The sequence below is a fragment of the Micromonospora sp. NBC_01655 genome (assembly GCF_026339755.1).
In the GTDB taxonomy this organism is placed as follows: Bacteria; Actinomycetota; Actinomycetes; order Mycobacteriales; family Micromonosporaceae; genus Micromonospora.
The window spans coordinates 4,919,473-4,932,802 of sequence record NZ_JAPEQF010000001.1; the positions used below are offsets into that span (position 1 = coordinate 4,919,473).

Annotated in this window: 9 protein-coding genes and 1 pseudogene; 5 read left to right on the plus strand and 5 right to left on the minus strand. The window is 70.8% G+C overall.

Features of this window, described 5'->3' with window-relative positions; genetic code table 11:
* Positions 1-29 precede the first annotated feature (29 nt).
* Complete coding sequence (locus tag OOK41_RS22140) at positions 30-2,414, minus strand: hypothetical protein (RefSeq protein WP_266266568.1); 2,385 nt, start codon at positions 2,412-2,414, stop codon at positions 30-32.
* Between the two features lie 4 nt (positions 2,415-2,418).
* Positions 2,419-3,084, minus strand: coding sequence for a response regulator transcription factor (locus OOK41_RS22145; RefSeq protein ID WP_117672866.1), 666 nt, complete (start codon positions 3,082-3,084; stop codon positions 2,419-2,421).
* A gap of 132 nt (positions 3,085-3,216) precedes the next feature.
* Between OOK41_RS22145 and OOK41_RS22150 the strand changes: the two genes are divergently transcribed.
* Positions 3,217-5,499, plus strand: coding sequence for an Hsp70 family protein (locus OOK41_RS22150; protein WP_266266569.1), 2,283 nt, complete (start codon positions 3,217-3,219; stop codon positions 5,497-5,499).
* Between the two features lie 119 nt (positions 5,500-5,618).
* Positions 5,619-6,437 carry an SAM-dependent methyltransferase gene (locus OOK41_RS22155; protein ID WP_266266570.1) on the plus strand — a complete coding sequence of 273 codons (819 nt, stop codon included), beginning with the start codon at positions 5,619-5,621 and terminating at the stop codon, positions 6,435-6,437.
* A gap of 70 nt (positions 6,438-6,507) precedes the next feature.
* On the opposite strand, the gene OOK41_RS22160 is transcribed toward OOK41_RS22155, so the two are convergent.
* Entirely contained in the window at positions 6,508-6,921 is a 414-nt protein-coding gene (locus OOK41_RS22160; protein ID WP_128763695.1) for a hypothetical protein, read from the minus strand.
* A 263-nt stretch (positions 6,922-7,184) separates the two neighbouring features.
* On the opposite strand from OOK41_RS22160, the gene OOK41_RS22165 reads away from it, so the two are divergent.
* The 3 genes and pseudogenes from OOK41_RS22165 to OOK41_RS22175 all read left to right on the plus strand — a co-directional run bounded on the left by OOK41_RS22165 (position 7,185) and on the right by OOK41_RS22175 (position 9,438).
* Positions 7,185-8,186, plus strand: coding sequence for a hypothetical protein (locus tag OOK41_RS22165; RefSeq protein ID WP_266266571.1), 1,002 nt, complete (start codon positions 7,185-7,187; stop codon positions 8,184-8,186).
* 189 nt (positions 8,187-8,375) lie between these two features.
* Positions 8,376-8,468 (plus strand): annotated as a pseudogene (locus OOK41_RS22170) (transposase); the annotation flags it as partial.
* A 25-nt stretch (positions 8,469-8,493) separates the two neighbouring features.
* The gene (locus OOK41_RS22175; RefSeq protein ID WP_117672856.1) at positions 8,494-9,438 is read left to right on the plus strand and encodes an acyltransferase domain-containing protein; all 945 of its coding nucleotides are present in this window, start codon (positions 8,494-8,496) and stop codon (positions 9,436-9,438) included.
* A gap of 443 nt (positions 9,439-9,881) precedes the next feature.
* On the opposite strand, the gene OOK41_RS22180 is transcribed toward OOK41_RS22175, so the two are convergent.
* Both OOK41_RS22180 and OOK41_RS22185 read right to left on the minus strand, forming a co-directional pair.
* Complete coding sequence (locus tag OOK41_RS22180; RefSeq protein WP_266266572.1) at positions 9,882-11,093, minus strand: low temperature requirement protein A; 1,212 nt, start codon at positions 11,091-11,093, stop codon at positions 9,882-9,884.
* A 982-nt stretch (positions 11,094-12,075) separates the two neighbouring features.
* Positions 12,076-13,119: an SDR family oxidoreductase gene (locus OOK41_RS22185; protein WP_266266573.1), complete on the minus strand. Its 1,044-nt coding sequence runs from the start codon at positions 13,117-13,119 to the stop codon at positions 12,076-12,078.
* Between the last annotated feature and the right edge of the window lie 211 nt (positions 13,120-13,330).

A 13,330-nucleotide genomic window follows, 5' to 3' on the forward strand; every position in this document is an offset into this window, starting at 1 on the left:
CCGGGCCGCCCGCCTGCTCCTCGCGCCGATCAATCGGCGCCTGCGGTGAGCAGCCGCTCGCACGCCCGTACCAGTAGCGCGCACGCACCGCGCCCGGCAGGTCCCGAGTCCGGCGCCATGGACAGGGTCCGCCAGAACACCAGCGCCCGGGTCGCGGCCCGGGTCACCTCCCCCGAGCCGGCGTCGCCGGTCAGGCCGAGCCGGGAACGCGAGTCCGGACCGTGCGCGCCGAGCAGGCGCAGCGCCTCGTCGTGGCCGCGCGGCAGCCGGATCCGCCGGCCCTGTAACGCCTGCAACAGGTCCAGCTCGGCCACCTCGTACGCGCCCGCGACGGCCGCCTCCACCGCCCGGGCGAACTGGTCGTCCAGCTGCCCCGCGGTCAGGCAGGCCGCCAGTGCGCGCAGCGCCCACCGGGCGGCCAGTACCCCCGCCCAGGCGCGTACCCCGGCGTGCAGCGCCGCCTCGACCGCGGTACCGCCGCCCGGGGCCGCACGCCAGTCCACGATCGTTTCGCACATCGACCGCAGCCTCTGCTGTGATCCCGCCGTCGCGGCGGTACCCTCCTCCAGCGCACAGATCGCCACCGGGGAGAACCCCTCCCCGTACGGCGACCGCAGGGCGGTCAGGAACTCCGACTCCGCCGCGCTGGCCGGCCCGGACAGCACCAGCACGACCGCGTCGGGGGGCCCGTCGGCAGTACCCGACCAGCGGCGCAGCCGGGCCGCGAGATCGGCGTCGACCCGATCGCGGTGGTGCAGCAGCCGCAGCCCGCGCAACGCGTCCACGGGTCCCTCGACCAGGATCCGGTCCACCCCGGCCGCCGCGCCCGGCCACGCGGCGCCGGACCAGCCGGGCAGCCGGACCGGCCGCCACGGCGGCGCCCCGCGAGCCGGGTCCAGCGTGATCCGCGGGTACGGCTGGTACTGGTAACCGGTCGGCGGGACCACCCCGACCGACGGCTCCCATCGGGCGGTACCGGCCGGCCCGTACAGCACCGACACCAGCTCAGGTGCCGAGGCCCCGACCACCACCACCCGGGCCTGACCGTCCTGCCGGTCGACCGCGACCCGTAACGGCGGGCTGCCCGCGGGCGCCTCCCGGCTGGTCACGAGCAGGGTCAGCAGGCGGCGCGCGGAAACCCCGACCAACAGCTCGGGTGCCGCGGCGTCGGCCTCGCCCGGCTGCGGCCCGGCCGGCTCCGGCGCGGCGGTACGGGCGGGCTCCGGCGCGGCGGTACGCGCGGGCTCCGGCCAGTCACCGCCGAGCCGCTCCGGCAGCAGGATGTCCACCACGGTCGGCGCGCCCCGACCGGCCCGCTCCACCCGCAGCCGGCCGCCCAACGCGGCCAGCCGGCGGGAGTCGTCCCGCAGCGTCGCGGCGACCCGGGCCGGCTCGGCTCCGGCCCGCTGCGCGCGGATCGTCAGCACGCCGCTGGACCGGCCCAGTTCCAGGTGCACCGGCTGCTCGCCGCCGTCGGCGCCTAGCGCAGCCGCCGCGGACGCACCGGCCTGGTACAGCCCGGACTCGACCTCCCAGCCCTGGCGCCGGCCCAGTTCGCCGCGGAGGACCACCGGTACCGGCAGCGCCGCGGTGACCTCTTCCAACGCCGCGCGCACGCCGGTACTGCGCAGCACCTGCGGGTACACCCCGCGGACAACGGACCGGAACTGCTCGATCATCTCGCCCAGCCCGGCCCGGATGTCGCCGGCGATCGCCGTGGCCTGCGGTGAGCCGGCCCACAGCGCCCGCTCCAGGTCCGCGGTGCGGTCCAGAATCGCCTGTAGCTGCCGGCCGGGCGTCGCGGTGACCGCGGTGGCGAGCCGGTCGCGCTCCACCGCCTGCACCGTGAGCAGTTCCAGCCGGGTCGCGCTGACCCGCCGTACCGCCCGGTCGACCCGGGCCCGCACGGCGGTGCACGCCGCGCGGTGGCCAGCCTGGCGCAGCAGCAGGCCAACGCAGACCGCCGTCTCGCCCAGCGGCGGCGCCGCGGCCAGCGGGTGCCGGGGATTCTCCGGGTATGCCAGCACCAGCACCCCGTACCGGGCGCCGCTTGCGGTCACGTCCGCGGTCGCGACCACACCGGCCGTGCCGAGCAGCAGGTCCGGGTCGGCTATCGGGTCCGGCAGCGCACCCAGCATCCAGCGCCGGGGCCGCCACGTGATCTCGGCTGTCCATGATGAAGCACCGGTGCCAGGTGGCGTTTCTGCCGGCAGCCACAGCGCCGCGTAGCGCACCGCGTGGGCCCGGGCGAGTTCGCGCAGCAGCGTGCGCAGGATCGGCCGGTATCCGCCCAGCGGGTCCCGCGGCCCGGCCGGAGCGGGCAGCGCACCCGAGGACGCCAGCCGGGCCAGGGCGGTGAACGGCCCGGTCGGGCGGGGTGGGTGCCCCGGCTCGCTGTCCGTGTTCCGGGGCACGGTGCTAGCCCGCCATCTGGTTCGAGCGCAGGTACGCGAGTACCGCCAGGACCCGCCGGTGGTGCGCTGCCGACTCAGCCGGCAGGTTCAGCTTGGTGAAAATGCTGGCGATACGCTTCTCGACCGTTTTGACCGACAGGAACAACTCCGTCGCGATCCCGGAGTTCGACCGTCCTTCCGCCATGAGTCGCAGCACGGCGCGTTCCTGCTCGGTGAGATCGGCCAGCACACTGCGTACCGGGGGACTCGGCCGGTCCACCAGGTTGGCGGCCAGCGCCGGCTCGATCACGATCTCACCGGCGGCGATGCGCACCAGCGTGTCGGCGAGCACGGACACCCCGGCCACCTGGTCCTTGAGCCGGTAACCGATCCGTTCGGTGCCGATCTCCAGCAGCCGGAACAGGTAGTGCGCCTCGGCGTGCTGAGACAGCAGGAGCAGCCCGACGTCGGGGTGTCTCTCCCGTATGCGCTGGGCGGTCTGGAGTCCGCCGTCCGCGCCTGGCGGCATCCGAATGTCCAGGATGGCCACGTCGACGGGGGTACGGGCCAGTAACTCCAGCAGTCGGTCGCCGTCCTCCACGCAGCCGACCACCTCGTGCCCCGCGGCGGACAGCAGCAGTTGCAGCCCCTCCCGGAACAGCGCGCCGTCGTCGGCCACCGCAACGTCCACTGCTCGCCCCCCCGATGTCAACACTGACGATCTTGTGACCCCGTATACGGCAGCGTATCGTGATGGCGCTGTTAACCAACGATGACGTTTCTGCATGTTAGCGGCGGTAGGCGCGTCGAGGGGACTCTGCGAATGTACGGGGTGGGTATCGACCTGGGCACCAGCTTCACCGCCGCAGCGACCGCCTCCGCCTGGGCCCTGGACATGGTGCCGCTGGCTGGGCAGGCGGTCGTCACCCCGTCGGTCGCCTACCTTGACGAGAAGGGCGCGCTGCTGACGGGTGAGGCGGCCGACCGCCTCGGTCTGCAGGACCCCAGTCGGGCGGCGCGGGAGTTCAAGCGCCGCCTCGGTGATCCCACCCCGGTGATCCTGGACGGGGCGCCGTACTCCCCCACCGCCCTGATGGCCGCCCTGCTCCGTTCCGTGGTGGACACCGTCAGCGAGGCCCGGGGCGGCCCGCCCGACCGGATCGTGCTGACCCACCCGGCGGTGTGGGGCCCGTACCGGCGAGAGCAGTTCGCCGCCATCCCGCACCTGGCCGGCCTGCCCCGCCCGCAGGCCGAGCCGGGGTCGGTGGCCGGGTCGGACGGCCCGACCGTAGTCACCATCACGGAGCCGGTGGCTGCGGCCACGTACTACTGCTCCACCCAGCCACTGCCCCCGGACGGCCTGCTGGCGGTCTACGACCTGGGCGGGGGCACATTCGACAGCGCGGTGGTACGCAACGGCCGAGACGGGCTGGAGATCATCGGTACGCCCGAGGGCATCGAATGGCTCGGCGGCGCCGACTTCGACCAGGCGATCGTGGACCACGTCGACCGCCAACTGGGCGGTGCGATCACCGCGCTGGACCCGACCGATCCCGGTACCGCTTCCATCCTGGCCACCGTGCATCGCGACTGCATGCTCGCGAAGGAGGCGCTGTCCACCCGCGAGAAGGCGGAGATCACGGTGCCGCTGCCCGACGCGGTCCGGCACGTGACCGTGACTCGGGAAACGTTCGAGCAGATGATCACACCGCCCGTGGAAACCACCATCGAGACGTTCCGGCGGACCCTGACCGCCGCCGGGATCACCCTGCAGGACCTCACCGCCGTGCTTCTGGTCGGCGGATCGTCCCAGATCCCTCTGGTTACCCAGTTGCTGCGGGACACACTGCGGCGCCCAATCATGATCAACACCCATCCGAAGCACGCGGTCGCGCTGGGCGCCGCGATGCTCAGCGCCGACGCCCGCGCGGAGCGCGGCATCCCGGCGCCCCGGCGGCTCAAGCCCGGCGCGCCGGCCACCACGGCGGCTCGGACCGGCGCGCCGCTGACGGCCGCCGACGGTGACAGCGGCGCACCCTCGGCCACGGGCGCGGGCACAGCCGCAGGCGCGTACACAGCCGCGGCCGTGGACGCGGGCACAGCCGTGGACGCGGGCACAGCCGTGGACGCGGGCACAGCCGTGGACGCGGGCACAGCCGTGGACGCGGGCACAGCCGTGGACGCGGGCACAGCCGTGGACGCGGGCGCGGGCACAGCCGTGGACGCGCCGGCGCCCAAGACGAGGCGCGGCGCGAAGCACCGGGCGCAGCCGCCGGCCACGTCGGTACGCCCGGTCAGCGGCCCGGCCGGGCGCACCCCCCGGGCGGCCGTGCCGCCCCCGGCGCGGCGGCGGTGGTCACGGCTCGCGATCGCGCGCGTCGTCGTCGCGCTGGTCGTGGTCTTCGGCCTGCTGGGCATAGGGATCGTGTTCGGCAACGGCGCCCCGAGCGACCGGCCGCAGATGTCCAACGCAACGCCCGGGACCGACGTCCCGGACGGTCGGCCGCAGACGCCCAACGCAACGCCCGGGACCAACACCCCGAGCGGCCGGCCGCAGACACCCAGCGCAACGCCCGGGACCAACACCCCGAGCGGCCGGCCGCAGACACCCAGCGCAACGCCCGGGACCAGCACCCCGAGCAAACGGCCAATGCTCAAACTGGAGGACGTCCAGGTACACAAACCGTCGAAGCTGACTACGGTCCGCCCCGCGGTAGTAGGTACCAAGCATTTCGTCGACCGGCCGCCCGTCTTCACCAGCGTTCCCGACCCGCTCACCGGAGCAGTGCTGATCCCCGGCGCCAGCGACGACAAGCGACTGACCTCCCCGGCGGACTACCTGGTCTTCGATGTCGCACGCGACGCCACCGTGTACGCCGCCTTCGACAGACGCGGAGCACCGGAGGTGGACAACTGGTGGCCGGCGTGGCTGAACCAGCAGGGCTTCAAACGCACTGACATGATCATCCCGACCAACGACAAGGACCAGCGCCACTTCGTCGTGTTCGCCAAAAAGGTGCCGGCGGGACGCGTCACGCTCGGACCGAACGCGGCGACAACGGTGTACTCCACCGGCTACATCACGCTCGTAACCGCTCGCGGATGATGATTCCGTCACAAGGTTACTGAACGTCGCTTACCGGACCGGGCTGCTTCGCGGGGCTGCCAGGTCACATCGGATCTGGACGAACCATGTGGACGCTCTTGGGAAGGGCTCAGAAACAGATGACCACGGAAAGCTCAGTCCAGTCGGACGGCATCGACCCCTCCGTCCCCACTGCTGCGGGCATGTACGACTACTACCTGGGCGGCCGGAACAATTTCGCAGCCGATCGTCGAGCCGCGAACAAGGTGATCGCAGCGGCTCCCGAAGTGATTCTCATGGCACGGGAGAACCGAGGGTTCATCCAACGTGCGGTGCGATTCCTGGCCCGCGACGCGGGCATCCGCCAGTTCCTCGACATCGGCAGTGGCCTGCCCACCCAGGGCAGCGTCCACGAGATCGCCCAAGCTGAGGCGCCAGACGCGCGCGTGGTCTACGTCGACAACGATCCGCAGGTGCTGGCCCGCTCGCGCGCCTTGAAGACCGCCGAAGCCAAGAACACGAGCGTGATCACGGCGGACCTGCGCGATCCTGATGTCATCCTCAACCACCCCGAGACCCGGGCGCAGATCGACTTCGACCAGCCAATGGCCATCCTGTTGGTGGCCGTCCTTCACTTCATCGACGACGAAGCTGACCCGTACGCGATCGTCGCCAGCCTCCGCGACTCGATGGCCCCGGGTAGCTACCTTGTCATCAATCACGCCACCGTCGACCCTAGGCCGGAGAACGCTGGTGGCGCCGCAGAGGTCTACAAGAACACCAAATATCCGGCCACACACCGCACGCGCGACCAAATCGAACGCTTCTTCGACGGCGCACCCCTCATCGACCCCGGCCTGGTGTTCGTTCCGGAATGGCGCCCCGACATCGAAACCGACATCACTCCGGAGGAGGTCTGGATCCTCGGCGGCGTCGGCCGAAAGCCGACCGTGGACTAATTTCGATCGTTCACGGATCTGAGGGGTCTGCCTGACCTCACCGGGGATGCATGGCCAGCGGTGAAGCTGGCTACGGGCAAGTCGGGCGTCGGTGTGCAGCGGCCGTGGACGCCTGGGGGGCGGCATTTGCCCGGGCCGCGGCGGTGGCGGTCGTACGGTCGCCGCAGACCAGCGCGAGGCGGACCACGTCAGCCAACCACATCGGCGTGTCCGGAGTCAGTTGCGGAAAGTCGCGCTTCCCCTCGGGATCGAACGCGGCCAGCAGGCGAGCTAGCGCCGCCGAGAACGCAAAGACACCGGTCGCGGCGACCACCGCGACTGCCGCCACCCTCGCGGCGCCGCGTCGCGAGATCTGCCATCGGGATGGAGGCTGGGTGATCCGGCCAGAACGTGCGAACACCACATTCAGCTCCCGCCTTGTGCGCACATGCGCGTCGTCATCGAGCCACGCTCCCTGCACGTGGGGAAGCGGGTAGCGGTTCACGGCGAGCGAACCGGGCTCAGCCGAAAGGCCGATGATGCTGGCGGCAGCACCGGCCGAAGCCCGCCGAACCCGCCTTGCTAATTCGCATTAGCATCTTGACGCCGCCGAGACGGCGCGCGCAGACTCGTCAACCAACGAAACCGTCCGCGACGAGCGTCCACACCGTACGGCCGCTCAGCGAGGTCGAATGACACCCGCTGACTCGTCACGGCCGGCCTGCTCCCCCACCCCCGTAGGCCCGCCTCACGAACGGAGGGAACGCGATGACGCGTACCCCTGAAGGCTCTTTCTCCCGACGCACGCTGCTGCGTGGTGCGGCGGCCGCCGGTGTCGCGACCACCACCGCTGGCATTGCCGCGATGCCCACGCCGGCGCTCGCCGGACCGGCCGGCTTTCCCGACTATCGATACGTACGCGACGCGTTCGCCGGACCGTTGCGCTACAACCCGACCGGCGAGTTCATCTTCCCGTGCGTGCGCGGAGTCTACGACAAGATCAGCGGCTATCTCGGCCGTTACTACCTCTACTACGCGCCGCACGACGCGCCCGGCGGGATCTGCCTCGCCTACGCCAACCGGCTTGAGGGCCCTTACACCGAGTACGCCAACAACCCCATCATCGACCGGGTGCTGCCGACCACGACGGTAAGCCACGTGTCGTCGCCACACGTTGTATGGGACGCGCCGACCCGGCAGTTCTACCTGTATTTCCACGGCGAGAACTACACGACCCGGGTCGCCCGCTCGACCGACGGCATCCACTTCACGGACGAGACGCCGATCCTGTCGACGAGGCTGGTGCCCAACACGACCGAGACCTCGTACGCGCGGGTCTTCGAGCACTCGGTGGCCGGCAAGGGGAACCGCTACGTAATGGTGTTCATGGGCCTCCACACGATCCGTCCGGCTGTCCGGAAGATCTTCTGGGGCTGGTCGCCGAATGGCTGGAGCGGCTGGCAGTTCGCCCCGGACCCGCTGGTGTCACCTTCGGGCGACGGGCTCACCGACATCTCCGCGCCGCACCTGTTGAAGCGCAACGGCACCGCGTACCTCGCGTATCACGGCAACAGCGGCAACATGTACCTGACCGAGATCGGCAACAACTTCGACCGCGAGGTCCACCTCGGAGTGTTTCACCGGCCGATCGCGTCGGACAATGGCCGGGTGGCGGCACCGACGTTCGGCACCGACGGCGGCGTGGAATACATGCTCTACGAGGCCGGGCCCCGCCTCGACGCCAGGATCTGCGTGGCCCGCGCGGTCTAGAAATCCTCTGTGGATCGGCATGCCGTTGAGCGGTCAGGGCGGCTCTGAGCTTCCGCGGAGCTGCGGCGGGCGAATGAGATCTTGAGGCGGCGAGCGCGCATTTCGCGGCACAGCTCACCGGCGACATCATGAGTGGGCGGTATCGGCGCCGTTGCCGCCCAAGCTGGGTCGTCGGGCGGTCGGTGGCGTGATCACCGGCAGGAAATCGATGCGATCTGTTGGGTGAAGCGGACCGGGTCGCCGTGGCGGGATTTGCCCGAGCGGTACGGGCCGTGGAAGACGCCGACCGGCCGGTAGGGTCGTCCGCGTGGATCTGGACGACACCGCCGCCCGGCTCGGGGTACCCGTCGAGGACGTCGACCGCATGCACCGGCTCGCCGGCGACCAGCCGTCAGCTCCGCTGCCCGCCAAGGCCGACGCGCCCGCGATCCTCGACCGGCTCGCGGTGCGGCCGGACGACGCCGCCGAGATCATGGCGGGCTGGCCCGACCCGGGCTCTCCACTGTGGACTGCGGAGCTGCGCTGGCTGCTCGACCGCTCGATCGCCCTGGTCCGCGCCGATCTCGGGGGCCACGGCTGGCTGCCGCCCGGTCCGGCGCTGCCGCGCGAACGGGGCCCCGCCTGGCGTCATCTCTACGTGTACGCGTACCTGGCCCTGGTCGACGTCGTCACGGGGTACCACCGCGACCACGGCATCGCCGATGCCGTGTCGTGGGTGACCCTCGCGGACCTGGGCCGCAACCTCGCGATCGACCGGCGGATGCACCGCGAGGGCTGGCCGGTCATGCAGAGCTGGCTGACGCTGCACGCGCGCGGCGGCATCTACGAGCTGGGCCGGCTGCAGCACCACCGCGGCGGCACCGCCATCGACCTGCACATCCCCGAGTCGGGGCCGATGACCCCGGAGGCGGTCGCGGCGTCGCTCGACGAGGCCCGCGCGTTCTTCCCGCGCCACTTTCCCGACGAGCGCTACACGGCGTTCTCCTGCGGCTCGTGGCTGCTCGACCCTCAGCTGCTGGAGTACCTGCCCGGGGACTCCAACATCGTCCGGTTCCAGCGGAGGTTCGAGCTGGAGCCCTATGAGGAGCCGGAAGGGTTGGACGCCGACGTCGAGGTGCTGCGGTTCGTGTTCCGCACCCTGTCCACGCCGCTCGACCAGCTGCCGCGCCGCACCGTGCTCCAGCGCGCGATCGTCGACCACCTGAAGGCCGGCCGCCACTGGCACGTCCGCCGCGGCCGATTCGCGTTCTAGATCGTGTCCCAAGGTCAGCCTCCCTTCTGCATGGCCAACGGCCCTGCCCGGCTGCCCGGGCAGGGTCGGCCCGAAATCAGTTCGCCCGTGTTCACCTCGTCCGGTACGGTCGCGGGATTGTTTTCGCTGCTGGGGGCCCATGGGGTTCGCGTGTGGCCTCCCCGGCGGTTCCCAGGCTGAGGGTAGACGAAGCCCACGCCACCAGCGGCGACCTCCGCATGCTCTGCGAACTGTTCGGCCTGTCCACCGCCGGAGCCATGCGCTACATCGAGACCGTCAACAGCCCCGACCGCGGCGGCACCTACCGCATCTGAGTTCCCCGGCGACCGCCGTAGCACCGCCCGTAGCCGTCAACCCTTGTCAAATAACGGCGGCTGGAGCGTGCTTTGCCGGCCGTTGGAAGATGCTGGCCCGAGGCCTCGCAGGAATGGCCTGGCCCGTGGTTATCCGGGCGGTGCGGGTGCTTCAGAGGGCCGCCCAGCGGCGCGGCGCACGTCGGCGATGGCGATGGCGAGTAGCACAACGGGCGCGGTGGCGACCGCCGCCAGCGGTGGGGCGAAGGCCAACGGCAGGGTGAGCAACAGCAGGGCGACGATGCCGATGAGGCGGGGCGGGGAGACACGGTTGAACACGACCCACTCCAGCAGCGTACGACCGGCGAGGTACAGGGCGGGTCCGCCGATGATGACCGCTAGCCAGGAGAGGAACGTGTGGCCGGTAGGGTGCGCCTGCACGAGTTCGTGCCCGACAGCGGTGCATACAACGCCAATGATCATCAGGAGGTGAGCGGCGGCGGCGACGCGGCCCAGGCTGCCGGGGTCTTCCGCCTGCTCGACCGCCACTCCGAAGAGGTCTCCTGCCTTGTATGCGTAGATCCGCCAGAGCAGCACGGCGGTGAAAAACGCGATCACCAACCCGAGCGTCTGGGTGAGACTACGAAACCCGGACCGGTCGGTGTAGGCGATGCCGACTGATAGGATCGCCTCCCCGAGCGCAATCATCAGCAACTGGCGGTAACGGTCGGCGAGATGCTCGGGTGCGTACGCCCAGGCCATAATCCGTTCTCGTCCCAGCCGGGGCGTCGGCCAGCCGACCCGGGCGGCCCCGTATTCGATGGTGATGGCGAGCAACCACCACAGCATCCCGGCCGTACCGCCCATGACGGCTCCAAGGAACCAGGGCACGGCGGATACGCAGAACCAGAACGACGCCGCCAGGTAGAGCCGCCGAAGCGGATGCGTGCGCAGCGTCAGCGCGAGCACCGTCACCCGGCCGACCTGCAAAGCGACGTAGATCACGGCGAAGGCCAGGACGGTCGTCTCGAACGCATCCGCCACGATGACACCCAGCAGCAGCACACCGAACGCCGTCACCAGCACCACAACCTGAGCCGCGTTGCCGCGGGGGTCGAAACGGGCCGTCCCGTAAGCCGTGAGGGTCCACACCCAGATCAGCGGCAGGACCAGCAGCGTGGCCTGCAGCAAGGTCGTCCACTGCTCGACCACGGACGCGCTTCCCAGACCAGGGGCGGTGGAGGCGACGACCTGGTTGAGGGCGAAGACCACCACCAAGTCGAAGAACAGCTCAACGAAGCTAGCCTGCTGCTGACTGCGCTCACCACGCAGCAGCCGCACCGCGCGACCGGCGCTGCCCATGCCCACCATTCAACCCCACACTGCGCCCCGTCTTGACAGCTTCCGCCCCACCCAGCCCTATCTCCATCAGCACACCCCATGCGCGACGCTCCCGGACACACCGAGCCGCCGGAGACGCGGCGGCGTTCGTCCAGGCGTTACCGAGCAGAGGTTGGATTCGCTGGCTGGTCGGCGTCGCGCTGAGGCAACACGCTGCAATTCAGGCTGCGGTAGGGGCTACCAGGCTGCTGGCCGCCGTCGGCGTCCCGGCGGCTCCCGCGCTCGCGGGTGCCACCGGCACCCCGACTACGGATGCGGTCGTAGCAGACTCGGATGAGCAGGTCACACCATCTGCGGCGTGGTACGCCTTGCTCAGGACCGGCAGCGGTGACCCCGGCTCCGTTCGCATCCGTGCGACGCCGGGCGGTGCGGAGAGGACGCTGATCACCCCCGCCCCCGGTGACGAGGTAGGCGCCCTGGCCGCTTGCCGCGTAACAGCGTTCGGCTATCCGGGCTGGGCAAAATGCAACACGGAAAAGCTCACCTGCGACTTCGGCGCCGACGGCACGTTCGACGAGGCATGGGTCATTGCGGACGACCGTACGATCTGGCACACGTGGCCTGGGGCTGGCCGCTGGCACGAGATGCCAAACAACGGCAGGGCCGATGACACACACGACTGCTACACCTCGAACGGAAACCGGGTCATCGAGGTGTGGGTGAACAACAGTGGCAGGTGGTGGTCTTGGCGTGACGGGGGAACCTGGCGAGGATGGTATCGGGCATAGTTGACCGGCCCCGTAACGACAGCCGCCCGGTGGCCAACTGCCGTTACGGATGTCGCCCGACCCCCACACGAGCCGAATCGTGCTTGGCTTAGCCGAGGTGTTCGGTCATCGCCGTGCCCGAGCGCGGGCTCCAGGACCGCGCTCGGGCACGGCGTTCGCCGGGTATGGCCGGCCGATCTGGTCCGGGCGGCCAAGGAACTGAGGTGGGCACCAGGTCACGAACGGTTGTAGGGTGCCGGCACGGGCCGGTGACGCCGCCAGGCGAGGAGGCCCAGCGCTGCGGCGATCGTTCCGGCTGTGGTGAGTACGCGGTGACGCGACAGCCATGCCTGCGGGCTGTGTCCGTGGGAACGATCGGTGAAGCTGCCCCGGGCGCCGTAGTCTCGCCCGCCGGGCCCGTCGAGGGGCTGCCAGAGGTTGTCTGGGCGGTTCGGGTCGGCCGGCTGGTCGGTCTGCTGTGACCCGTAGCCGGTTCGGGCCAGGTAGTGGTCGAGCAGCCCCGGCGCGATGCGGTTGCCGAGGATGGTCAACGCTGTGGGCATGCCGACCCAGTACGCGCGGCGATGCGGTCGTTCGGCGGCGGCGGCGATGGCCCGGGCCGCGACGACGGGATCGTAGATCGGTGGTACCGGTTCGGCGTGGCGGGGTAGCCGGGACAGCAGCCAGTCGAACTGGGGTGTGTTGAGTGCCGGTAGGTGCACCATGGTTACTTTGACGTCGCTGCGGTCGTGCATCAGCTCGCAGCGGAGCGCTTCGGTGAAGCCGACGATGGCGTGCTTGGCGCCGCAGTAGGTTGCTTGCAGCGGAATACCGCGGTAGGCCAGAGCTGAGGAGACCTGCACGATCGTGCCCCGGTTGCGGGGCGTCATGTAGGACAGGGCGACCCGGGTGCCGTGGACGTAGCCCAGGTAGGTGACCTCCGTGGCGCGGCGGAACTCCTCCGGTCGGGTCTGCTGGAAGGGGGCGAAGACGGAGCTGAAGGCGTCGTTGATCCACAGGTCGATCGGGCCGAGTTCCGACTCGATCTGTTCTCCGGCGGCGGCTACCTGCGCGTAGTCGGCCACGTCGACCTCGATCGGCAGTGGTCGGCCGCCGCAGGCCCGCACCTCTGCCGCGGCGGCGTCGAGCCCGACCCGCCCTCTGGCCAGCAGCGCGACGGCGATCCCCCGCTCGGCCAGCAGGCGCACGGTTGCCCGTCCCACTCCCGCGCTGGCACCGGTGACCACCGCCACCTGCGCGTCCCGCCGATCTCGACCCATCTGGCACCTCCGGATCACCTCGCCTCAGGCCCGCCGGTCTACCCGCGTACGCGACGACTACGCCGGTCCGCACCGGCGGACCGGTACGTGGTGTTCCCGGTGTGTCAAGCGGCCGGTGCCGGGTAGTCGGCCAGAATGCACGCCGACCAGCCGCAGCACGGGGCCGATCCGGCCCGGCAGCGGACCGTTCCGGCGCGGCCACACTGATCCG